The organism is Bacillus sp. GB_SG_008, assembly GCF_052038115.1.
Classification (GTDB): domain Bacteria; phylum Bacillota; class Bacilli; order Bacillales; family Bacillaceae_G; genus Bacillus_A; species Bacillus_A rhizoplanae.
This window is the reverse complement of sequence record NZ_JBPZSK010000005.1, coordinates 261,883-284,009: the sequence shown is the minus strand read 5'-3', so window position 1 is coordinate 284,009 and position 22,127 is coordinate 261,883. Positions and strand designations below refer to the sequence as shown.

The 22,127-nt window shown below is 35.9% G+C and carries 19 protein-coding genes; 6 read left to right on the top strand and 13 right to left on the bottom strand.

Annotated features, from left to right (window positions below):
* Window positions 1-309: 309 nt before the first annotated feature.
* From ACTDJC_RS15215 to ACTDJC_RS15205, 3 genes are all read right to left on the bottom strand, one after another.
* Window positions 310-1,758 carry a M36 family metallopeptidase gene (locus ACTDJC_RS15215; protein WP_098310245.1) on the bottom strand — a complete coding sequence of 483 codons (1,449 nt, stop codon included), beginning with the start codon at window positions 1,756-1,758 and terminating at the stop codon, window positions 310-312.
* Between the two features lie 258 nt (window positions 1,759-2,016).
* Window positions 2,017-2,313, bottom strand: a complete 297-nt coding sequence (locus ACTDJC_RS15210) for a hypothetical protein (protein ID WP_375337668.1) — start codon at window positions 2,311-2,313, stop codon at window positions 2,017-2,019.
* Window positions 2,306-2,884: a MarR family winged helix-turn-helix transcriptional regulator gene (locus ACTDJC_RS15205; RefSeq protein ID WP_098310183.1), complete on the bottom strand. Its 579-nt coding sequence runs from the start codon at window positions 2,882-2,884 to the stop codon at window positions 2,306-2,308. The genes ACTDJC_RS15210 and ACTDJC_RS15205 overlap by 8 nt, the downstream gene beginning before the upstream one ends.
* An 821-nt stretch (window positions 2,885-3,705) precedes the next feature.
* Here ACTDJC_RS15205 and ACTDJC_RS15200 point away from each other — a divergent pair.
* Window positions 3,706-4,674 (top strand): hypothetical protein, encoded by a 969-nt coding sequence (locus ACTDJC_RS15200; protein WP_440603909.1) that lies wholly within the window; start codon window positions 3,706-3,708, stop codon window positions 4,672-4,674.
* Between the two features lie 493 nt (window positions 4,675-5,167).
* Here ACTDJC_RS15200 and ACTDJC_RS15195 read toward each other — a convergent pair whose 3' ends face one another.
* The 6 genes from ACTDJC_RS15195 to ACTDJC_RS15170 form a co-directional block, all read right to left on the bottom strand.
* Window positions 5,168-5,662 (bottom strand): GNAT family N-acetyltransferase, encoded by a 495-nt coding sequence (locus ACTDJC_RS15195; protein ID WP_098310242.1) that lies wholly within the window; start codon window positions 5,660-5,662, stop codon window positions 5,168-5,170.
* A 53-nt stretch (window positions 5,663-5,715) separates the two neighbouring features.
* Window positions 5,716-6,810 (bottom strand): metallophosphoesterase, encoded by a 1,095-nt coding sequence (locus tag ACTDJC_RS15190; RefSeq protein ID WP_440603908.1) that lies wholly within the window; start codon window positions 6,808-6,810, stop codon window positions 5,716-5,718.
* A gap of 503 nt (window positions 6,811-7,313) precedes the next feature.
* A complete protein-coding gene (locus ACTDJC_RS15185) occupies window positions 7,314-8,660 on the bottom strand; it encodes a glutamine synthetase family protein (protein WP_440603907.1) in 1,347 nt (448 codons plus the stop codon).
* Complete coding sequence (locus ACTDJC_RS15180) at window positions 8,654-9,883, bottom strand: M20 metallopeptidase family protein (protein WP_440603906.1); 1,230 nt, start codon at window positions 9,881-9,883, stop codon at window positions 8,654-8,656. The genes ACTDJC_RS15185 and ACTDJC_RS15180 overlap by 7 nt, the downstream gene beginning before the upstream one ends.
* Window positions 9,846-11,210: an APC family permease gene (locus ACTDJC_RS15175; RefSeq protein WP_098310180.1), complete on the bottom strand. Its 1,365-nt coding sequence runs from the start codon at window positions 11,208-11,210 to the stop codon at window positions 9,846-9,848. The genes ACTDJC_RS15180 and ACTDJC_RS15175 overlap by 38 nt, the downstream gene beginning before the upstream one ends.
* A gap of 18 nt (window positions 11,211-11,228) precedes the next feature.
* Complete coding sequence (locus ACTDJC_RS15170; RefSeq protein WP_440603905.1) at window positions 11,229-12,398, bottom strand: amidohydrolase family protein; 1,170 nt, start codon at window positions 12,396-12,398, stop codon at window positions 11,229-11,231.
* 278 nt (window positions 12,399-12,676) lie between these two features.
* Between ACTDJC_RS15170 and ACTDJC_RS15165 the strand changes: the two genes are divergently transcribed.
* Complete coding sequence (locus ACTDJC_RS15165; protein WP_440603904.1) at window positions 12,677-14,461, top strand: sigma 54-interacting transcriptional regulator; 1,785 nt, start codon at window positions 12,677-12,679, stop codon at window positions 14,459-14,461.
* Window positions 14,462-14,555: 94 nt separating this feature from the next.
* Here ACTDJC_RS15165 and ACTDJC_RS15160 read toward each other — a convergent pair whose 3' ends face one another.
* Window positions 14,556-16,007 (bottom strand): RNA-guided endonuclease InsQ/TnpB family protein, encoded by a 1,452-nt coding sequence (locus ACTDJC_RS15160; protein WP_440603903.1) that lies wholly within the window; start codon window positions 16,005-16,007, stop codon window positions 14,556-14,558.
* A gap of 298 nt (window positions 16,008-16,305) precedes the next feature.
* A complete protein-coding gene (locus ACTDJC_RS15155) occupies window positions 16,306-16,530 on the bottom strand; it encodes a hypothetical protein (protein WP_098310175.1) in 225 nt (74 codons plus the stop codon).
* A gap of 73 nt (window positions 16,531-16,603) precedes the next feature.
* Between ACTDJC_RS15155 and ACTDJC_RS15150 the strand changes: the two genes are divergently transcribed.
* Both ACTDJC_RS15150 and ACTDJC_RS15145 read left to right on the top strand, forming a co-directional pair.
* Window positions 16,604-17,059 (top strand): SRPBCC family protein, encoded by a 456-nt coding sequence (locus ACTDJC_RS15150; RefSeq protein WP_440603902.1) that lies wholly within the window; start codon window positions 16,604-16,606, stop codon window positions 17,057-17,059.
* A 35-nt stretch (window positions 17,060-17,094) separates the two neighbouring features.
* On the top strand, window positions 17,095-17,508 hold the full coding sequence (locus tag ACTDJC_RS15145; RefSeq protein WP_098310173.1) for a VOC family protein: 414 nt from the start codon (window positions 17,095-17,097) through the stop codon (window positions 17,506-17,508).
* 121 nt (window positions 17,509-17,629) lie between these two features.
* On the opposite strand, the gene ACTDJC_RS15140 is transcribed toward ACTDJC_RS15145, so the two are convergent.
* Window positions 17,630-18,541: a VanW family protein gene (locus ACTDJC_RS15140; protein WP_440603901.1), complete on the bottom strand. Its 912-nt coding sequence runs from the start codon at window positions 18,539-18,541 to the stop codon at window positions 17,630-17,632.
* A 434-nt stretch (window positions 18,542-18,975) separates the two neighbouring features.
* Between ACTDJC_RS15140 and ACTDJC_RS15135 the strand changes: the two genes are divergently transcribed.
* Window positions 18,976-19,290: a hypothetical protein gene (locus ACTDJC_RS15135; protein ID WP_440603900.1), complete on the top strand. Its 315-nt coding sequence runs from the start codon at window positions 18,976-18,978 to the stop codon at window positions 19,288-19,290.
* A gap of 115 nt (window positions 19,291-19,405) precedes the next feature.
* A complete protein-coding gene (locus ACTDJC_RS15130) occupies window positions 19,406-20,467 on the top strand; it encodes a DUF3900 domain-containing protein (RefSeq protein WP_440603899.1) in 1,062 nt (353 codons plus the stop codon).
* Window positions 20,468-20,775: 308 nt separating this feature from the next.
* Here the strand turns inward: ACTDJC_RS15130 and ACTDJC_RS15125 are convergent, their stop codons facing one another.
* The gene (locus ACTDJC_RS15125) at window positions 20,776-22,104 is read right to left on the bottom strand and encodes a glycosyltransferase family 4 protein (RefSeq protein WP_440604010.1); all 1,329 of its coding nucleotides are present in this window, start codon (window positions 22,102-22,104) and stop codon (window positions 20,776-20,778) included.
* Between the last annotated feature and the right edge of the window lie 23 nt (window positions 22,105-22,127).

Genomic DNA, 22,127 nt, shown 5'->3' with positions numbered 1-22,127 from the left:
ATAAGAGTATAGAATAACAGACGAGATGTAACTATATTAGTTACACAATTGGTTTTTGTCAACACATTTATCCGATATTTTTCCAATTCAACAATATCAAAAAGGATATCAACAAATGTCGATATCCTTTTATTTTCTAGAATTCCATTCAATTTCCCTCTACATTTGTCAGCGGCTTCTCATACGTATCACTATGACAAGTATACATTGTTGTCTTATCTTCTATTACAATGCGCTCTTTGTTAACAATAAAATTCTGCTTCACTGAAAACAACATGACCTACTTAGACAAAACACTCCTGACAATTCCTAATTCGTACTGATGCCCCGCGCTGTCCAAATACGATCAATTTCCGCGCCGTGCTGTCCTCCGTAAAGAAGAGCATCCGCTTGTTTAATCGCTCTCGCACCGTCACGGAACGTAGCGTTAGGAGTAAGGGACCAATGCGATTGCAAAATGATTTTTGTTGCAATATCGCGGCCAAAAGCTTGCGCCATATCATACTCACCTTGCGACCAAATTTCGCCGTCCGCATGAACTTCATTTACAATGTCTTTTGGATACACTTTATTATCGTCCAATCTGCGAAGACAAGTTGGGTTCGTATTTGAATAAGAAGTCGAATCCCATTCTCCGATACACGCTTTTCCATAATTTGTACTTGATACAGCATCTTCATAAGTAGCTCCCAAGAAATCCCCAAAGCCTTCTCCCATGGCTCCGCCTTCTGAAGAATTCCCAAACCCAGGAACTTGATTATCTTGAATGGAATGACCATATTCATGAGCAATAACCCCTGCATCTTCCGCATCATCAACTCCGCCGGAACCGAATGTCAGCGCCTTAGTCGAAGGGGAATAAAAAGAATTATCGGCTTTATATGTATTCACATTCGCTTTAATAGAACGATTGTTAATATTATTAAAGCCTAGCTGTTGTATATACCGTTGCAAAGTATCAATGTGATAATATGCCATAACATCTTCAAATCTATCATTTGAACGTGTGTAATTATATTGAAGAGAGGCAGAATACGTTTTTACTTTCGACGTAATCGTCACATAGTCTCCAATCAAATATCCTGATCCATTAAGTCCTTTTAAAGTGACCGTTTTTAGTTGATTATTCAATGCAGTAGAGTCTGCATCATTATTGTCAGTCAGCCCAACCAAACTTCCACTCGTTGCTACAGGATTTGGCAGGAACACTTTTCCTTGCCCTTCTGCTTTTCGGTTTAAGTCTTTTTTCTTAAGCAGCTTTCCGTTTTCCGCATCAATAAATGTTTCCCACGCACCAAACGGCTTATGAGAGTGGATAACAATCCGGTACACCGGAATTGCTACACCTTCTTCGACCATATATCCGAATTCACGCGTAGTCGGAGCCCATAGACTTGGATCGTCAGCTTCAATATACTGACTAGATTTGCCTTCTGCTTCCTTTTCACTCAATTTCTGCTTAATTTGCTTGACGCTCTGTACAGGAAGATAATCTGAAACTGCTAGTATACCTTGTCCTCCTTTATTGAGCGTAACGGTTACTTGCCTAGAAAACACAGGAGATTCATTTACTGTTTGTTGAAATCTAACATAAGATGCCACCTGTGTATCTGTCGTAGAAACATATTGCAAATCTGATAAATCCGCCTTTAAAGAATACTGAGCAGCGTTCGCTTTTAAATATTCGGTTGCCTGTACTTGAGGCGAAACTGCCTGTACCTTTACTTGTGTTTCCTCTATTGCAGAAGCAGTGGACATAATACCAAAAACCAACGGAATTGCCGTTGCAACCGCGACAACTTTTTTTAACAAAACGATCACTCTCCTCTTCTTGAGTTATTTCGAATGTACGAATAATTCTAGAAGAGATAATATTTTACCTTTCTAATTTCTATAAACCTAATGAAAGTAAGATTTTCTCAATAATTTTATATAAAACAGGGAATATTTTAAAATCTGCTATTCATAATAATAAATTGAAACAATAGTACCTATAGTATGTATTCCTTTCTTAGATCATTTTTTGATAACGTTAATAATGAGCAATAAGGCATTACTTACAATGCTTGCTACACCTATCCAAAATAGCCAATTTGTTGCGGTTTGCCAAGAAGCGGCGATGATGAGTAGCGCAATAGCAATTGATACACAATTGCCAACCCAGTTTAGTTTCTTATTGCGGTGAAATTTATGCTTGGCCTGAGAAATAGATTGCCGGACTGTATTCTTAACATAATAGGTTTTTTCTTTAATCTTATTCTCAGTATCTTTTGCTTTCTGATGAAGAATATTACTAATATAGGATTCACTCACAATTCGCACCCCCATATCGACGTTTTGAAAACTCCGCCAAAACTTTTTCCTGATAACTATCTGAGTTTAACTGTGCCTGCTCTTCAACTTCAAGATTTGCATTTTCTTCAAAACCGTCTTGTTCTTCGCCGTCGAAGCGATAGAGCTTTTGTAATAATCTCCAAAATGTTTTAATTTCGTCAGTTGTGAAATCGTGAAACATATCCGCTAAAAAATAGGTAGACTTTTCCGAACAAGCAATTAACGCTTTTTTTCCTTCAGGGGTAATCTCGATATTGATAGAACGTTTATCCATTTTACTCGGCATAGTTTTAACATAACCTTTTTTCACAAGGCTTGTAGTCAACTTGTTAGCGGTTTGCTTTGTTGTACCTAGCTTTTTAGCGATATTAATAAGTGTAGTGCTTTCACTTGGTAAATGTGCAATAGCAATCAGAGCCATGTGTTGTCGGGCAGTTAATATCTCCATGTATTCGTCCCCTCGAGTTTGAACCTTATTGACAACCGAAAACAAAGTTGCGTAACTTTGCTGCATAAAATGTAGTTCTTTCATTAAAAAGTTGATGTCCATATTTAGCTCCCCTCTACATTAGTCACCATGTTGACAATTTTAGAATACCATGTTTTCTAAAAATATGTCAACATGGTGACTAATAGGGACTACTTTAAATAATAATTTTCATTAATTGGGTAAAGGTTTTAATAAATAGCAGGAGGTAATTTTTTATATTTAAATTGTGAAGAATTTCACTTGAACTAACAGATGCTTTTCTTGAATAAGCAACGATTTTTTATTCATTTCCCTAAGTCCATTAAAATGCCAAAAATCCCCACTATTTGTTTCGGAAGTAGAGATTTCTTTTGTTTAAAGATTTTTCTTTTTTCTCAAAGCACTACACTATTTTTTAAATTTTTCATCAAAGATTGCACTAAAAACTTAACGAATGTAGTGTAGTGCTATCCTAAGGGGAAGTAAAAAATCCCTCTTGATAATAGCACTATTCTTATACCGTAAACAGTTGTTTTTTATCTCTTAAAACACTTACAGAAAATTAGTTTTTTAAGTCTTAATGCAGCATTGAAATAAAGTTGAACCGTTTATAACAAAGTTAAACCGTTTTGAAAAAATTGAAGTCTTGATATTTAAAATTTACTTAAGACCATAGCTGTATTGGAAAATACTCCCTGAGGCTATGTTAGCAACTGAAGTTTTTATATAAACTTAAATTAATAACCGAGAAGTAAGGGATTGAAAATGTCCTTAGTGATCTGCCTTCATTGTTGATTATCGCAAAGGAATTATAGTAAAAGCAAAAAGGTTGGTAACAATCTTGAAAAATAAAATGAGGTGATTCATTAATGATTAATTTCAATGGAGAAGAAGTTACCAAGGTGGACAGTAAAACCAAGGTTGTTCAATCGAATATTAAAGCGTGGTTTGCAATTGGAGCAAGTTCTATCACACTATTCGCAATTATATTGAAATCCTTTTTACCTGAAGCACCGGATTACACAATGGGATTTGCTCCAGTAGGAATTACGGTATTTGCTTCAATCTTAGGAATGATTGCACTAGTACTATCTATTAACTGGCAGCGTGAAAGTTTAACGCCACGTTTTCTTTTGCTAATTAGCACATGGGGAGCTTGTTTTATGTTAGTCTGGTCATCAGGCGGTATTGTGTTTGACATATTACGAACAGCTGCTGTACTTGGAATCCCCGGTTTGCCCCCTGTTGTGGATTGGCCAGGATTTGCAACCAGAACCATTAGCCTCATAGCTGCCATACTGCTTGCTGCAGCAACTCTCTCTTTTCAACGTATATCCCGAGGGGCATGCATTGTATGTGGTCAAGGGCCTTCAGTGAAAACCCAACCTGACCGTATTTGGTTCGGCTATGCTGCGTTTGTACTATCTTTTCCATATCCATTATTGAAACTTTATTGGTCCTTCGGTGGCACCCTAGGAGGTGGCCAAAATTTCAGTCAACATTCTGCTTATGGAGAAATGCTAGTATTTGGCGCTTGTGCATTGCTTTGTCTTGCTCTTGTACAAAAATGGGGGCGTATTTTTCCTAAGTGGGTACCGTTTGTTGCTGGGAAAAAAGTTCCTCGATTCATTCTAATCACCGGAGGTTGGGTTGCTGCATCTATGACAGTTTCAATGGGATTTTTGGCAATATTGGGATCTCTTTTGGAGGTATTAGGTCTTTCGAATGGACCAATGTCTTTCGATGACGAAGGTTTGTTGGTATCTATAGTATATGGAGGATGGTTGTTGCTGGGTATCGCGATCACTGGAGCTACCTGGAATTATCAGAAGCAAACCAGAGGTAAATGTGTAAAATGTGGGAAATTTTAAATAATGATTTATAGATATTATAAAAGGATCTTCAAATGAAGATCCTTTTTCATTGCTAATAACATTGCTTATGTTGACTACATACCCATTTGGGGCCTTCTTTAACTAAACCAGCTAATAGAAACAAGTCGTTATTTAATTAAAGGGCGATTTAATGGAGGAAAGATCATAGAAATGATCAAACTTTTTTATAAAAGAATCATTTAATTGAAAATATAATGAGCGTGCTTTAATCAATCTTTTTTCAAAAACACGCTCTTTCTTTTTGTTCGTTTATCAAGGCTATTAATTTCAATTTGATCAAACTTTATTCCAAGGCTACACCTCGATGCTTCACATCTGCGGATACGCCTCCCGCTATGGGCTATGTCCTCCTCCAAAACCAATTAACCCCTTATATAATTCCTCGGTTTTATACCCTTTCGCGTATAGTATGTAGTCTTTTCTTTTTAACTAATTTATTCTGAAAAGACTACGGAAATATAAAAAGGTACTAAATACATTTATAATAAAAAACCGTTGTATGTAATTCTCCGTTTGCCGATTCAGCATAGCGAGGAATCTTCCCCGCTTCAACAAAGCCTAATGATGTATATAGTTTATTAGAAGGGTCTCCTTCTCTTGTATCTAATACTAACAAAGATCTATTTTCTTGATTCGCTCTTTCTTCTGCTTTTTGCATCAGTGCACGTCCAATTCCATTACGCCTAAACTTAGGATGAGTCATTAATTTTCCAATTTCAGCCCGATGACTTCCGTTTTGCTTCGTACTTAAATGCAATTGTACGCTGCCTGCTACCTCCTTGTTTATCCTTGCAACAAATAGTATAACTTCAGGGCTTAACACGGTTTCCCAGTACTTTATCGCCTCTTCTTGTTTCATTGGCGGTAAAAAACCTATTGATGCCCCGTCATCTACTACTACTCTCAAAAGCTCTGAAAGCCCCTCAATATCTTCGTCAATTCTTTTCACTTCTTCTATTTCCATCTGATGAACCAATTCATAATTCCCCTTTTCATATATAACGTAACTTATTTGTTTTAACCAAAAATATTTTTAGCTACCCAGCCGACTACACCATCTTTTTTTATCAAGTTATATCCTGTACAGCTATCATCGACTACAGACACAATATCCCCTTTACTTACGCTTATTTGCGCGCAAGACACATCTGTTTTTGCAGTAAAATGCCCCGTTTCATTTTGATGAAGATATTCATTTTTAACGTAAAGCAGCTGCTTTGTTTCTAGTTGTTTACACAAAGTGAAGTGTTCACCTTTTTCAACTGGAACAACATCATATCGTGGATAAGTAATAGAACCAACCATCATAGGCTCTGCACGAAAGTCTTCTAACACTTTGCATTTTGGAAAATGATCTATATATGTATACGAAAATATATCTTTACTAGATGATTTGTGAATAATAAATGCATTTAATTGACCAGTTTCTTTGATGGCATTTCCACCGTCGATTGCAATTATTTTTTTGGTTTGATCTATAATCGGATTATCAACTGGCACATCTGAAGAATAATTAACTACTGGCCAATGTCCCACTATTACATATTTGTTCGCACGATGTGACTTATGTAAAAATGCTGGCAGTGTAATAGCAACATCTCGATCTGTATCTTTCCAATTCTCTATGTCCTCTAGCCCTGCGTGAACAAAAATATAGTTTTCTATTTCAATAGCAGTTGGTAATTCTGTAAGCCACTTCATTTCTTTTGAAAAATGACTTGTTAATATTTCCTTTACCTCTCGGATGTTTGTATCTTCGCTCACAGAATATCCTAAGTACTCAAACCATTCATTCAATATAGAATGTCGCTTCGTACATAAATAGTTTATTAACTGGGGATTTTCATTTAAAAGCTCCTCAACTAAAGTATCACAATTTCCTTCTATAACATGAACCTTTGGATTATTAGCTGAAAGTTCCATTACATAGCTTACAACACCTTTACTGTTACTGCCTTTCTCACAAAGATCACCATTTATGATCAAGTAATCCTCTATGCTAAATTTAACTTTTTCTAATAACGCTTTGAAAAGTTCTAATTCTCCATGAATATCTGAAATAACAATGACTCTTACGTTATTTGGAATTGATAATTTTTTTATTTTGTCCAATGTAAATACTCCTTTTTTAGCTACAATGTCTACTGTAATACGTATTAACTTTTTTCAATTCATTATTTTACGAAAACTCATTCGACAAAATACCTTATTATTCCTCTTTTTGTAACCAGTCTGCTCTTTAACACATAAAGTGAAACTTCCATCAGTGGGGGGTTTTTTATCCCCCACCTACCCTCCTCGTTTCTCTCTGAATCTTAAGGTGGGGGGCTTACTGCCCGTTAATACGGGATAAAAAAGACGCTACTTCTCTAGGAATTCGCGCCTTACTAAATTTCTTTTATATCACGTTAATCAAATACAAAAGATTACCACATATAGAATTAACCGGACAGATATAAAGATGAATCTTTATACTTAAAATAAAAAAGATAAGGTAGAAACCTTATCTCATAGTATATTTACTATTTTTTAGGATTATGAGAGTCCATATAATAGGAGCTTTTTTGTAATGATCTGACCCTTTACATATTCCCTTTCCAACCGTGTCCTTTTATTTAGAATCTGGAAGAGAATAGCCTTAATTCCCAATCACTTACTTGCCTAATATATTTATCCCATTCTGATCTTTTAATTTTAATAAATTCCTCCCAAATTGATCTTCCAATAGTTTCAGCCAAGATCGTGTCTTCTGCTAAATGGCCTACTGCTTGATTTAAGTTTCTCGGTCCCCAGGAAATTCCTCTTTCTTTTAATTCAAGATCATCTAACTTACTTATATCCACATCCATCGGTTCACCTGGATCCATTCTGTTTTGAATCCCATGTAGGCCTGAAGCTACTAAACAGGCTGCAAGTAAATATGGATTGCACGTTCCATCAGCACCTCGAAATTCAAATCTTCTTGCCCTTGCTTTGTCAGGGATTCTTACTAATACCGAGCGATTTCTGGCTCCATAACAGATGTGGGCTGGTGCCCAAGATCCTGACTGCATCCGTTTATACGAATTAATACTAGGGGCTCCGATTGCAATTAAAGATGCTCCATGTTTTAGAAGCCCCCCTATAAAATGGTACGCTTTTTCAGACATATCTAACCCTCTTGAATCTGTGGCATCCTGAAAGATGTTCTCACCAATTTTATCAAATATACTAATATGAACATGCAGTCCATTGCCCGGTAAGTGTTGAAACGGTTTAGGCATTAATGTGCCGACCATCCCCTTGTCCCTAGCAATCTGTTTAAATAAATGCATAAATGTTACTTGATCATCTGCCGCTTTCAAAGCAGGAGCGTATTTCAAATTTATCTCTAATTGCCCAGGGCCATACTCACTAGAAATTTGTTCTGTTTGAACACCCATCTTTTCCAAGGAACAAACAACATCTTGAACAAAGTCTTCTTGAATATCTATGCCTTCTGTAGAAAAGCAATGGCTCTTATCTGCCGGCTCAAGCTTCCCATCTATTTCTTTCAGTAAATAAGCTTCCTGTTCAAATGCCATATACATGTTTCCGCCCAAGAGTGTTTCCGCTTCCGAAAGCAGACGCTTCAATGCGCTTCTTGGACATCCCTCCCATGGCTCTCCGTTTTCGTCAACTAAATCACAAAGCATTCTTGCTGTATTTTTCCGATAAGGAAGGATAGCGAAGGTACTTGAATCAGGTACCGCAAAGAAATCTCCATCGTTTGCTCCATACGTAGGGTTGGGAATATATTCATCAAAACAATCGAAACTCATAATTGCTGTACTAAAGTTAATTCCTTTTTCCATTGCGCTGTTAAGTTGAGAGGTACGGATCGTTCTTCCTCTCGTCATACCGGCATAGTCTAAAAATTCCACTCGAATAAATTCAATATTTTCTTGTTCGACGATTTTTAAAACGTTTTCTTTTGTTAACATGTTGATTGTCCCCCTTTTAGTAATCTTCTTAGTACACTATAAGTAAAGACCTTAACGCCAACTGCAATAATCTGATCATCAAATTGAAACTCAGGATGATGTAAATCATAACAAGGCTGATCCGTTTGTCTAATACCTAATCGGAAATAGGTACTCGGAACCTTTACAGCAAATGCGCCAAAGTCATCTGCACCCATTGAGGGATCTTTCAGTACATAAACTGCATTCGCACCTAATAATTCATTTATTCCTTCTTCAATACTATGAGTTAATGATTCGTCATTTATCACCGGCGGATGGCTATATGTATATGTAACATTGGCTTTGGCTCCATACGAATTCACTATACCTTCAACCAGTTGAATAATTTGTGATTTTATCTTCTGTCTCGTTTCCATAGTTATGGTTCTTGTTGTGCCTTCTAGTACTACCTGATCAGCAACTACATTACTTGCCGTCCCGCCTTGAATTTTCCCGACATGAATCACTACCGGCTCAATAGGATTATGACTTTTCGTGACAAGAAGAGAAAGGGCCTGAAGAACATTAGCGCTAATGGCTATAGCGTCAATACCTTGGTGCGGACGTGCACTATGTCCCCCTTTTCCCACTATTTCAATCATGAAATTATCACAAGAGGCAGTAATTGCACCGTATTTGATACCAACTGTTCCGAATGGTAAATGAGGCCATAAATGAAGGGCAATCATTTCATCGATCAAAGGATTTTCCATCACGCCTTTTTGTATCATTTCTTCTGCGGCGCCATCCGCTTCTTCACCCGGTTGAAAAATACAACGGACTCGTCCACTAAATCTATGTTTGAATTGAAATAACTGATAGACTGTTCCTAATAAAATAGCGGTGTGACCATCATGCCCGCAAGCATGCATGACTCCATGATTTTGAGAAGAAAAAGAAAGACCCGTTTTTTCTTCAATCGGCAACGCATCGATGTCTGCCCGCACCCCAATATGCAATCCCTCTCCCATTTCTCCGATAATATCAACGACAATTCCTGTTTCTCCGACTTTTTCGTACGGAATCTTCCATTCTTGTAAGCACGAAATGATATACTCGCACGTAGCGTATTCCTGAAAAGAAAGTTCTGGATATTGGTGAATATGCCTTCGAATACGAGTCAACTGTTCTGTCATTTCCTTACTCAATTCTATGTCTTGTTTTTCAATGGTTTTCAATGTGTTCAGCCCCCCCTTTTTCAATTTCTATCTTCCCTGCTTTCACTTTTTGAAGCACAAACATATATATAGCCCCTATAAGAAGCCAAACAGATCCGATTTCAATCGCAAGCCGATCCATTCCATACACTACATAACTGATAATAATTAACCCAAAAAGAGGAAATACAAGGTGTTGTATAAATTTTTTTGATTTTTGACGAATGATATAATGATTAATTACTGAAATATGCAATATAAGAAAACCAATCAACGCTCCAAAATTAACAATATTCGTTAACATCCCAATGTTATTTTCAAACGCCATTCCTACAGAAAAAGAAACAATAGCCACTAGGAAAGTACTAATATATGGTGTTTGAAATCTCGGATGAACTTTTGCGAATATAGAAGGCAATTTACGATCCCGCCCCATGGAATAAAGAAGTCGGGAGATGGCTGCCTGAGATGCAAGTGCACTGGCGATTCCCCAAGAAAATACTGTCGCAATGAGTGTCAAATTCTTTAACCAAATACCCCCAGCCAATTCAGCAGCTTGATAGAAAGCTGTATCTAAATTTTCAACTTTCAATCCACGGATAAGATCACTTGCGACCCAGGTTTGAGATATAAACAATACGCCTGCAATCAACAAAGTAAGAACTGTAGCTCTACCTACAATTTTGTTACCCCCTTTTACTTCTTCGGAAAGTGTGGAAATGGCATCAAAACCTAAAAAAGATAACACCGCTATTGAAACTGCTCCCATAACCATGTGTAGATTAAATTTGCTAGAATCATATATAGGTTTAATTGTAAAGCTAGTACCGCCTACTCCTTTATATAAAGCAACCAGCCCGAATATAAGAAAAATAGCTAAAACCATAAATTGTAAAACCAAAATAATTTTATTTGCTTTTGCGGTAAATTCTACCCCGCGAATATTAATGAAGGTATTAAAGGAAATAAAGAGAACCAACCAAAACCAAACCGGCACTTCTGGTACCATTCCCGCTAATGAAACTGCGCTGACAACGTAAGTTAAAGCAGGTACAAGAATGTAATCTAGCAAGATTCCCCAACCGGCAAGAAAACCAACATACTCATTAATCCCTCTTTGTGCATAAGTGTAAACGGAACCTGCCATCGGAAAAGCTTGGGACATTTTAGCGTAGCTCAGGGCCGTAAAAATCATTCCGATCATACCAATGATATAAGTTAGGGCGACCATACCCTTCGAAGTGTCAGAGATATAGCCAAACACACCAAATGGAGCGATAGGAACCAAAAAAATCAGCCCATAAAATACAAGATCCCAAAATGTTAATGTCCTTTTTAATTCCTGTTTATAACCGAATTGTTCGATTGACATCTCTAGCTCCTCCTTCTATCAAAGATTAAATTGCAGGTTCTTTTTGTAAACCTTTTCAAAATTCCTAAACAAAACCATTTCGCCAATCCATTGGGCTGTTTCCACATTCATATAATCAGAGTCAACCCAATTATTTAAAACTTTCTCAAAACATTCCTTAAATAAATGCACTCCTAACCAATTCATTTCAGGCACAGTAAAAGCATCTGACCCATACATAACTTTATCGAAAGGAGCAAATTCAAACACTTGAGAAAGAATTCGTTGAACTCCATGACCCGCGAAAGGATTTTGCAACGAAATATCCATATAAACATTTGGGAGAATACTTACAATAAAAGCCGCTTCCTCAACCCAAGGATATCCCCCATGAACAAGGTGAACCTTAGTATCGATGTATTTTTTATCCCTAAGCATGTTTATTAAAAAACTCGGACTCGCTTTCGGCAAAACAACTTCCCCATCTCCAATACCAGTATGGATATGCATAACTTTATCTGCAGCTGTACATTCTTCCATCGCAATATGAAGGCAATAGTCACGAAAAGCTTTCACCTCTGCTCGGTCGTTCGTTTGAAATTCTCCATATTGATCCTGAGCCATTTGTTCACTCATCTCTGAGATTTCCAGTCCACTTCTATAAGCAATAATCGATTTTAAACCGATAACATCAGACTTCTGTAAAGCTTGTCTTAAATCTATACGATATCTTTCAATAAATTCCTCAAAACGGTCACATTCTTTGCATAAATGAACCATAACAGGTTCAATTCTATGAATTTCCCATATTTTTGATCCACACAGATCTGCAAACTCATCTTTACTTAACATCGGCATTGGATATCCAAAATCAGTTACAACTCCAGTAATCTTAGCGTCCTGAAACAAATTCCTTGTATATCCCCTAAAATCACCAGCATATTTATTTCTGTTATTTACTACATCCATCAAGTTAGGCTCACATGAAAAATATTTTGCAAGTCGTTGAATCAAAATCTGAACCCACATATTAATTCCCGGAAAAGGTTGATTCTTATTTTGCATATAGTTGTTTGTCGCGCGGGTAGGTATAACAGATAAAGATAGTTTCCTAACAAACTCCTCTACTGTGTAAGGTTCTTGATTACCAACAAAAGGATGAGCATGTACATCAATAGCATGAATATGTTGTAATGATACTTTATTCATAAATAACCTCCTCTGATCTTTTCAATTATTCTCTATGCAACATTCATGCCAAATAAAAATACCAATTATATTAAGGGTTTCTTCGAATTTTATAAAATATAAATATGAAAAATATTCTCCAAACGAAAAAAATTCATAGAAAAATATTTTTCTATGACCGTCAGCAAAAAATTTATACGAACCGTTTTAATCAGATCATCACCTTGGTATAATTGAAAATATTCTGATTATTTATATTTTCTCTGTTTTATTGAATATTTATAAAGGTGGTGAATGCAATGATTGATTTTTCCTTTCTTCCCCTATATAAGGTTTGGAATTCCAGTTTTGATTGTATGATTCTCACTGATGAACAAGGAGAAATTCATTCTTTAAATCGATCTGCTGCACGTTTATTTTCGTCAAGTCCAAGTAACTTAATCGGAACTTCTATCCATGAAATTTTCCCTTCAGAAGAATTTAAAAAAAGCTTTCAATTTAAAAAAGATAAAACAGGCATCTCACTTTCTATTGGTACCCGACAATTAATTGTAAATACTTCAGTTATCCAAATCGATCCTGAAACTGTCTACTATCTTCTTAATCTCAAAGACAATACCCAGCTTCAACAATTGCAATATCAACTTCAACAAATGAATGAAACCAGGCATTTATACGAAGTAATATTAGATCAACTTGAAGAAGGCATCACGGCAATCGATCAACAAGGAAAAATTATATTTTACAATCGAAAAATGGGAGAAATTGATACCGTTGAACCTGCATCAGTACGAAATAAAAGAATTGTGGATACCTGGCCAATAGAAGAAAATTCCAGCACTCTTCTTACGGCATTGAACACAGGGAAGACACTCAGCCAACGAGAAAATCATTTTACTACCAATGGAAAATCGGTCACAACTCTTTCAAAAACTGTTCCTTTATTTCTAGGAAATAAAAAAGTGGGTGCTTTAGAGATTGCAACAGATATTACAAAACAAAAACAGCTAACTGAAACCATTTTTCAATTACAAAAACAAACAAAAAGAAGTTCTGCTCCTTCCAATTCTATGTTAGCTCGAAAAAACAATACAAGATTCCAATTTGATAATATTATATTTTCAAGCAAACAATTGAGGCAGACGGCTGAACAAGCCCGAAGAGCTGCACGGTCTAATTCAAACGTCTTAATCTTCGGTGAGACTGGTACGGGAAAAGAATTATTCGCTCAAAGCATCCATAATGAAAGCCCGCGAAAAAACAAGCCCTTTATAGCTCAAAATTGTGCAGCATTACCTGAGTCATTGCTTGAAGGACTGTTATTTGGAACCAGTGTAGGGAGTTTTACCGGAGCGACAGATAGAGCAGGATTATTTGAAGAAGCGCATGGAGGAACTTTATTGCTTGATGAGATTAATTCTATGGGAACGAACCTTCAAGCAAAGTTACTTCGTGTTTTACAGGAAAGAAAACTTCAACGCTTAGGTTCATCTAAAGTTTTAGATATTGATGTTCGAGTTATTACTACGATTAATGAGGATCCTCTTGAGGCTATAGCCAATGGCAAACTACGGGAAGATCTTTATTATCGGTTAGCGGTAGTAAATATTGTAATCCCCCCATTACGAAATAGAAAAGAAGATATCCCTACTTTAATAGAGTATTTTATCAACAAACATTCGACTGCCTTAGGTGTTAATGTTACAGGGATTGATGAAGATGTTTATCAATTTTTCATGAACTACCAATGGCCAGGTAATGTCAGACAATTGGAGCATTCGTTGGAAGGAGCTTTGAACCTGATTTACGATGAAAGTGCCATTTCATTTGAACATCTTTCTCCTACTTTTAAAAACAAAATGATCCAGCAAGTCAATCAACCATCTGCTCAAGAGCATTCGATTTTTTCTAAAAGCCTGCCGGAACAAATTGAGCATCTTGAACGAGTAATGATCGAACAAGCAATACATAAGTCCCAAGGAAATATTACAAAAGCAAGTGAACAATTAGGAATTCCAAGACAAAATCTAAATTACAAAATCAAAAAATACAAAATCACCTATCTCAAAGGATCATTTCAATGAAAAAGAAACTAGCACCCTTAAAAGTTCATAATATGAAAACTCCCGCCACTTATCTCCTTCGGATCTTGAAGTGGGGGTTTCTCGTGTATCACCTTCAAGAGATGCTTAACACGAGTGGAGTTGACACAGCTGCCTGATGGCACAACCCCTCTATTCCATCGGCAAACGCCTTTGGAACTGCTTTTTTTAAGATGTTATAGGAACCATTCACATCTGCGTTCAGTAGTTTATTCTCTTTCGTGCGATACAAGCCACGTTTGATCCGTTTCCCACTGAATACAGGAATGTCTTCCTCACCGTAAGTGGGGATCGCATCATTGTCTAGAAAGGATGCTTTACTTGTATACGATTCTTCCACTACTTGTACAATAATACCTTTTCGTTTTGCTTTATAGGTGATCATTTCAATGAGTAGATTGTGTGGGATATGGCAGAAGGATTGATTCTGTCGGTTTCCCATTTCACTGTTTTGTTTCCATGATGTATTTTTTCCAATCACAATCATAGAGATTTCCTGTTGAATCGCTATCTGAACAATGTGGTAACTCATTTTGTGGAAGATATCTTTTATTTTGAGAAACCGTTTTTCATGAAGTCTCTCTAAACGCTTTGATGTGTGTGGTCCTTCTTTTGGTTCTTTCCCATGACGAAGAATACTTGTTAAATAAGCCTTTTTCTTGTTGTAGTATTGATTAATGCTTTTGATGACACTGCCCTTTACTAACACAGGATTGGCCCCTGTATTCGTTGTAATAGTTGCAATGTTATCGATTCCTAAATCAATACTCATATAGCGATTGTTGTCTACATACTCAGGTGACGGTTCGGATTGTTCTGTTACAATCTCCACCTTGAATTTCCCATAAGCAGGAGAAACACGTACCTCTTTGAAATTGCCAATCCGCCCAAACAATTTACCAATATTTAATTTTATGCTTGTTTTTGGAAAACGAATGTACTTCTCTTGGAGTTTACACACTTGATTTGTAAATACAATTTCTCTCACAGCTAATCTAATATACTTTGGAATGCGAGGTCTACCCGTAAATGTGGAAGGATGTTTTTTGTATGCACTGATGGAAGCGAAGAATGATTTCCAGTTTTGATATAACTTCTTCATAACTGCTTGATTCGTTTGCGCTGGCAAATTCATATAATCTTGTTGTTTCATTGTTTTAAACAAACAATCTAGGAAGTTATACGATAAAAACGATTTCTCTTTTGTAGGGAATGTAAACAAATTACATTTGATTTCTTTTTGTTCTTTCACAGGTTTTTCTTTCTCCCTTTGTACGCGTTTTCGATACGCACGAAGTTGATTTTCATTCATAGTTTCAATGTACATTTGTAATGTATGGAGGACTTCTTGTTGAAGTGGCTGTAATGGTTGATTAGTACGTAAGGCCGTATACACTTGGCGAATATAGAAGTTTGTTGTATTGTAAAGATTTTTTGCATTTTGACACATTTCCATGAAGTAGACGTGCAATTTATGACCTTTCTTAATCCAAATTTGATAGGTTGCATATTCTTTTTCTTTCGTCATGATTTTCACCTCCTCCTTTCCTTCATGATACTACAAAACAGTAAAAAAGAACATATATTCGGATTAATACAAAAACATTTTCACGAATGCCACGGCAATTCATCCCACCTTAAACTAGGCTATGCCCTGCATGTTTTGAAGATGAGGTTTTCTTACCAAATTTCCGATAAACGAATCGTAAAACTTCTAACTAATGTTACAGAAAAACAATGGAAGCTCCCATGTAAAACAGAAGATCAAAACATAGTAACATTGGAGTGGCTAGTTACGGATTATATTGACCATATGAACCATCATTTCAAACAAATATTTGATGAATAACCCGAATAAAAAGATGAGTACGAACAGAAAAAGATTTCAGCTTAGCACTGAAGTCTTTTTTTCTTGCTTTATAAAATGTGTACAACTCATTTTCTACTTCAAACTGTACAGAAATCCTACTCGGATCAATGACTATAAACCCACCATCTACTGCTGTTAATTTATAATTTTTCACTACATCACATAGTACAACATAACTCAAATTAAATCGCCTTGACCAGAACCTATGTTCGATTATATAATTAAATTAATTCACTTGATAAAGGAGGGATGATATGAAAAGTTGGACAGAACAAATTATAATTCACACACCTATTAACCATGTATTTTCGTATTTAAATGGTTCATTAACTCAAATGCAAAAATTAATGCCCCATGTCATAGAAAATACACCTGTAAAAGAAACAGCGGCAATTGTCGGAAGTATTTATCGTCAGAAATATAAAGAAGGCGACGAAATTCAAGAGTATGATGTTGAGACGCTTGACTATGTAAATACACCCGAACACAAAAAATTAAAAATCGGATTTACTCTTGCTAATATGTTCGATATTACCGCTACATATGAATTAGAAAAAACAGAAAAAGATCAAACAGTATTTAAATATACCGCAACAAATCAAGCATTAACTGAACAAGCTGAGTTATTTATGCAATCTGCAACAAATCAAGTTGCTATTGACTTTGTCAACCGTGTAAAAAAAATTGCTGAGTCTGAATACAACAAGTAAAAATAACTAATAAAAAAATTAAAGGAGCGTTACAAATGAAACAACAAGCCACTCCATACCTTACATTCAACGGCAATGCAAGAGAAGCATTAGAATACTATAAAGAAGTTTTTGAGGGAGAGATCGAAGGAATACAAACGTTTGGCGATGCTGATTTTCCGACTCCACCAGAAGTTGATAACAGAATTATGCACGCTCGCTTTAGAAAAGACGGTTTATTCTTCATGGTTTCAGATGCATTTTTAGGTCAAACTATTGAAGCAGGAAACCATATTTCACTTGCTCTTGAATTAGATAACGAAGATGAAATTCAAAAGATTTACAATGCGCTAATCAGAAAAGGGACTGTACTAATGGAACTACAAGATACATTCTGGGGAGCAAAATTCGCAAAAGTAAAAGATTGCTTCGGTGTAATTTGGGATTTAAACTATACAAAACCTCAATGAATTTCATAACAAAAAGGTGCTTACATAAGAAGCACCTTTTTTGTTATTCATTACAATCCGCTATTGTTCTCTTTTCAAATTCCCTCGACTCACACTTTTTTAAAGGAATGCTGTACTACATTTATCTAACAGAGCGTACCTCTGCGATTAATTTCTGACCTTCTATGTACATCACAAGCTTAACTGGAGTATCATTTGGATTTTCAAATACTAAATCTAAATAAGGATACGCAATCGTTGCATCTCTACCTTTAGGTACATAGCCTACTTGTTTGGAATGTGTTGATCTCTCTACCATTGTTAACCCTGCTTGATCTGCAGCATTAAACAGTGTAGAAGAAGTTTGACATACACCACCGCCATATCCATCTACTAATTTACCATCTATAATCTCTTTTCCTAATTGGTACCCTTTATCAGGTGTTGTATCACCTATTAAAGCATTGAAGGAAAATCTATCTCCCTTTCCTAATACAACTCCATTGACAGTGCTTGCAGACAAACGAATATTTTCTATTCTACCACCAGTAGAACCTCCTAAATTCGTTTCATATCTTCCTAAAACTGCTCCATTGCCAGTTGCATCTTCTGGTTTTGCTACAGGCTTTTTCTCTACAATCGGCAGCTGATAAGAAGAATCCCACAATCCTACATTCATCAATTGATCTATTAACTCTTTTTCCATTAATTCATAAGAGGGTTTCCCTTCTATCCATGTACCATCACTTGTCATACGAGAAGGAACCATCTTTGTATCGATACTCTTTCCAAGTTCACTAACAACCTTAGTAACTTCCTTTTTAAATTTCTTCTCATCTTCAAAATAACCTAAACTTGCTAAATCTAGTTTTTTTACTTCTGTTCCACTTCTTCCATCTACTAAACTTATACTTTTATTTACTTCTTCCTTCGCTTGTGCAACATTCTCACCTGCACCACTCACTAATGTAACCTCACTAGCCTTCGGACTACATCCGCTAACCACGCCTATACATAGTGCCCCTAACATCAAACCTCGAACCTTTTTTAACACTCTACTCTCTCCTTTTATTCTCTATCTTTTTCTATTTCTAATTCAAACAAGTCTATGTATGATCACATTATTTCACAATATTACTTTTATTACATTATCATTACATTTCCATCATACTTTAAACTACTCTTTTCTTTCTTAAATGTCTACATATATTTACTAAAAAATCTTTAACTTTGTTAAAAATTTTATCTCACCCTTTTTATCCATTATATACCAACGAGCTCATTAGAAACAATTTTTATCGATCAATATTTTACTATGTTTATAATACGTATATTTATAATAAATAATGACTCATTTTAAGGTTAACTGTTTAATAGCCATACAAAAAGAAAAGGTGACCTATCATAATAGGTGTCCGCCGTGTCAGCCATCCACTCCCGCACATACAGTATGATAAATTCAATCAATTTATAGAATGGAGGTTGTCTATGTATCCTTACAATCCATATACTCCTTATATCCCACAACAATACGATATACAACCACAATATGAACAATATATAGAACCTATGCAGCAATACGATCCATACGACCCAAATCGTCAATTTCCAATTCCCATCTCATTTCCAGGTAGTGGCAGCCGTGAGCTAGAACGCCGTGTAAATGAGCTAGAGAAAAGAGTAAACCAACTTCAACAAGTTGTAGAACGTCAATCACGCCGCTTAAATAGACTAAATCAACGTCTACGCGTTGTTGAAAACAAATTAAACCTTTCATTTACACCATACGAAGATGGATTTTAATATGTAAAACAAAAAAATATGAAAGGAAGGGCTTCCCCTTCCTTTCTTAAATTGACGAATGTTTTCTCCATCTCTATACTGAAAAGAGTTAATGAAATGAAACAAGGTGATAATCATGGATTTTGAAATCAATTTTCTTTCCTTTTACGTCGTACAAGTAGACGGACAAGGTGAACAAGCAGATAAACGTTATAAACATTTTCAAACGTTAGATGCACAAGAATATGAGGACAGTTCACTAAAAGACTTTCTAGACGGCGAATTATTAAAAATCTCAAAACGAAAAGTAGACCGTCATCCCAAAAGTGAACAAGTCCCAACAAAAATAGGCCGCTTTATCGTTGAAGTTGGGCACGAATTAGATTCGAATCCGAACTACAACCTATTTAACCGCATTCGCTTTGCAGAAACGAAAGAAACATTCAAGGATGTAAATGAACCGCTCGTTTATACATATATTGATACAAGCGCTGTACGCGGCGGTGTATTTCTCGTTGCCCAAGCAAAGCTTCGCAAATACTTCGACGATCCGTTCGTCTTTGTAATGAAATGTGACTTCGAACCAAAAGTCGCTTCTATTTCTGATGAAGCAACACTAATCCGAAACGTCGAAATGGCAATCACAACGAAAAACATGAAGTCGATTCAATATCCGTACATGCCAGAAGAAGGCATCGTGGAAGTAGGCGAACTAAAAATCCACCAAGCATCACACGCTCGCTACTTCGAAGACTTCTTAAAATTCGTAGAATACGAGCGTTCCATGCCAGAAATTATGAAAACACAAGTTATGGATATGGTATACGACCAAATTGAAGATGTATTTGAAGAAGGTACAGAAGAACGGGAACAATTCGACCAAGCGATGGAAGTATGGGCAGCGAGCCCAAAGCGTGAAATTATGGAGCATTTCACAACAGAAGAAGTAATGGAAGCTACCGCACAAATTGTGGAGCATACCCCTGAGATTGAATTAAAGCTAAAGGCAGACCATATTTCTGTGAAAGCCTTACTTGCGGATTTTGGAGACCAGATTCATATTGCGAAGATTAATGATAAATATGTACTGATGATTGAGGCGGATTCGCTTACGTTTGAAAAAGGTTTCTCCCCTATTGAGTTTTTGAAACCTGATGAGTTAGAGAAAGTAGTAGAGCGGATTGCAAGGAAGTCGTGAAATAAAGGACATTTTAGTGATACTAAAATGTCTTTTGTATTTGGCAATCTAGAAATACGCCCTTATAGTTATTAAGAATCTCAGCCTTTCTCATTCAATTACATTGTAATAGAAAAGTTGGATTTTTTAATATAGTATCTTTAAAATATACTTACCATTAGCCGAATTGACCCCGATGCCTCATGGCAAAAGCTCTCTATTCCATTAGCAAAAGTAATTATAACTAATATTTTCACATTCTTGATTCAGAATAATTCTCCTTCATAGATTGAGTCATCATCTTTCTATGAAGGCATTCAATACAGATTCTACATATCGCTCATAAAAGAGTGATAGATTTTTTCTATCTTTGAGACCATCACATCTTGAGTTAGATGTTGTCGTGAATAGGCCTGAGCCTCTCTTCCTAATCGTTCACGAAGACTCTTATTGCTTAAAAGCAATTTAAGAGCATCGGAAAGTTGTTGCACATTGCCTGGGTCACAAATGATCCCTGTTTTTCCGTTTTGAATCATTTCTGGTATGCCACCGCAATTTGTTGTAATAATAGCTTGACGAGAAAACATAGCTTCAATAACTGAAATAGGAAAATTATCGTTAATGGTAGGTAACACATAGATTACAGAAGAGGAAAGAATTTCTGGTATATCTATTCTTCTACCAAAGAACCTAATATTATCGAGACCCAGTTGTAGCACTTGGTTTTCTAATCTTTCTCTCATAACACCATCACCAACAATCCATACCTCTACATTAGACAAATCTTTTTGAATTTGCGAGAGCGCTTTCAAAAAGATGTCATGGCCTTTTCTAGGAGAAAGACGAGAAACACAGGAAATTACAAGGTTATCATTACACTTCTGTTTAGATATAGAATTTTGATGAAAAGGTATACCTGTATGAACAGTAATCAATTGTTCTGCCTTTGCCCCGTATTCTTTTAAAGGAGAATGAAAGGAATTGCTGATCGTTATGATTTGATCGGATGCTCTTATTCCCTGTTTTTCAATTTCACTAAAATACGCTTCTTCAATTGATCCTTTTTTTATTTTATCGAATTTTAATCGACTTTCTGTAAAATGCCCATGCGGTGTAAAAAAAAGAGGTTTCTTATATTCTAGATTTAGTTGTCCTAATAAAAAGACAGCAAATAAATCTTGCGCATGAAACACATCATATTGTTCTAGCTTTTTTTCCCTTAAGAAAGACTTAAACACGTTCAAAAAGCTCGTGTTTTTTATAATTTTTTCATTAGCTGTACCATATCGTTGTAACATAAAATCCCTTGCATGTTTAGCAGCCTGCGGAATGTCTTGTTCTAGATGAACTGCTGTCATTTGAGTAGGAGAGATGACATCTACGTCATGACCATACTTCTCAAAACCTGTTTTTAAGGAAGTAATATAGTTTGATAATCCCCCTGTATTGGGATATTTTAAAAATGTTACATAAAGAATTTTTAATTTTTTCGTTTTACTTGGTATACTATCTTTTTTGATTCCAAACGTCTGAAACGGTTTGATTACATAATTTTTTTTACTATCTATTTGATAATATTCATCCATAACTTTTAGCAGGCTCGCATGGAAGGGACAAATACATTCATTTTGCTCTTCCTGTGTTGTATTCAGAAGTATCTCCCCCTAACTCAGCTAATGAT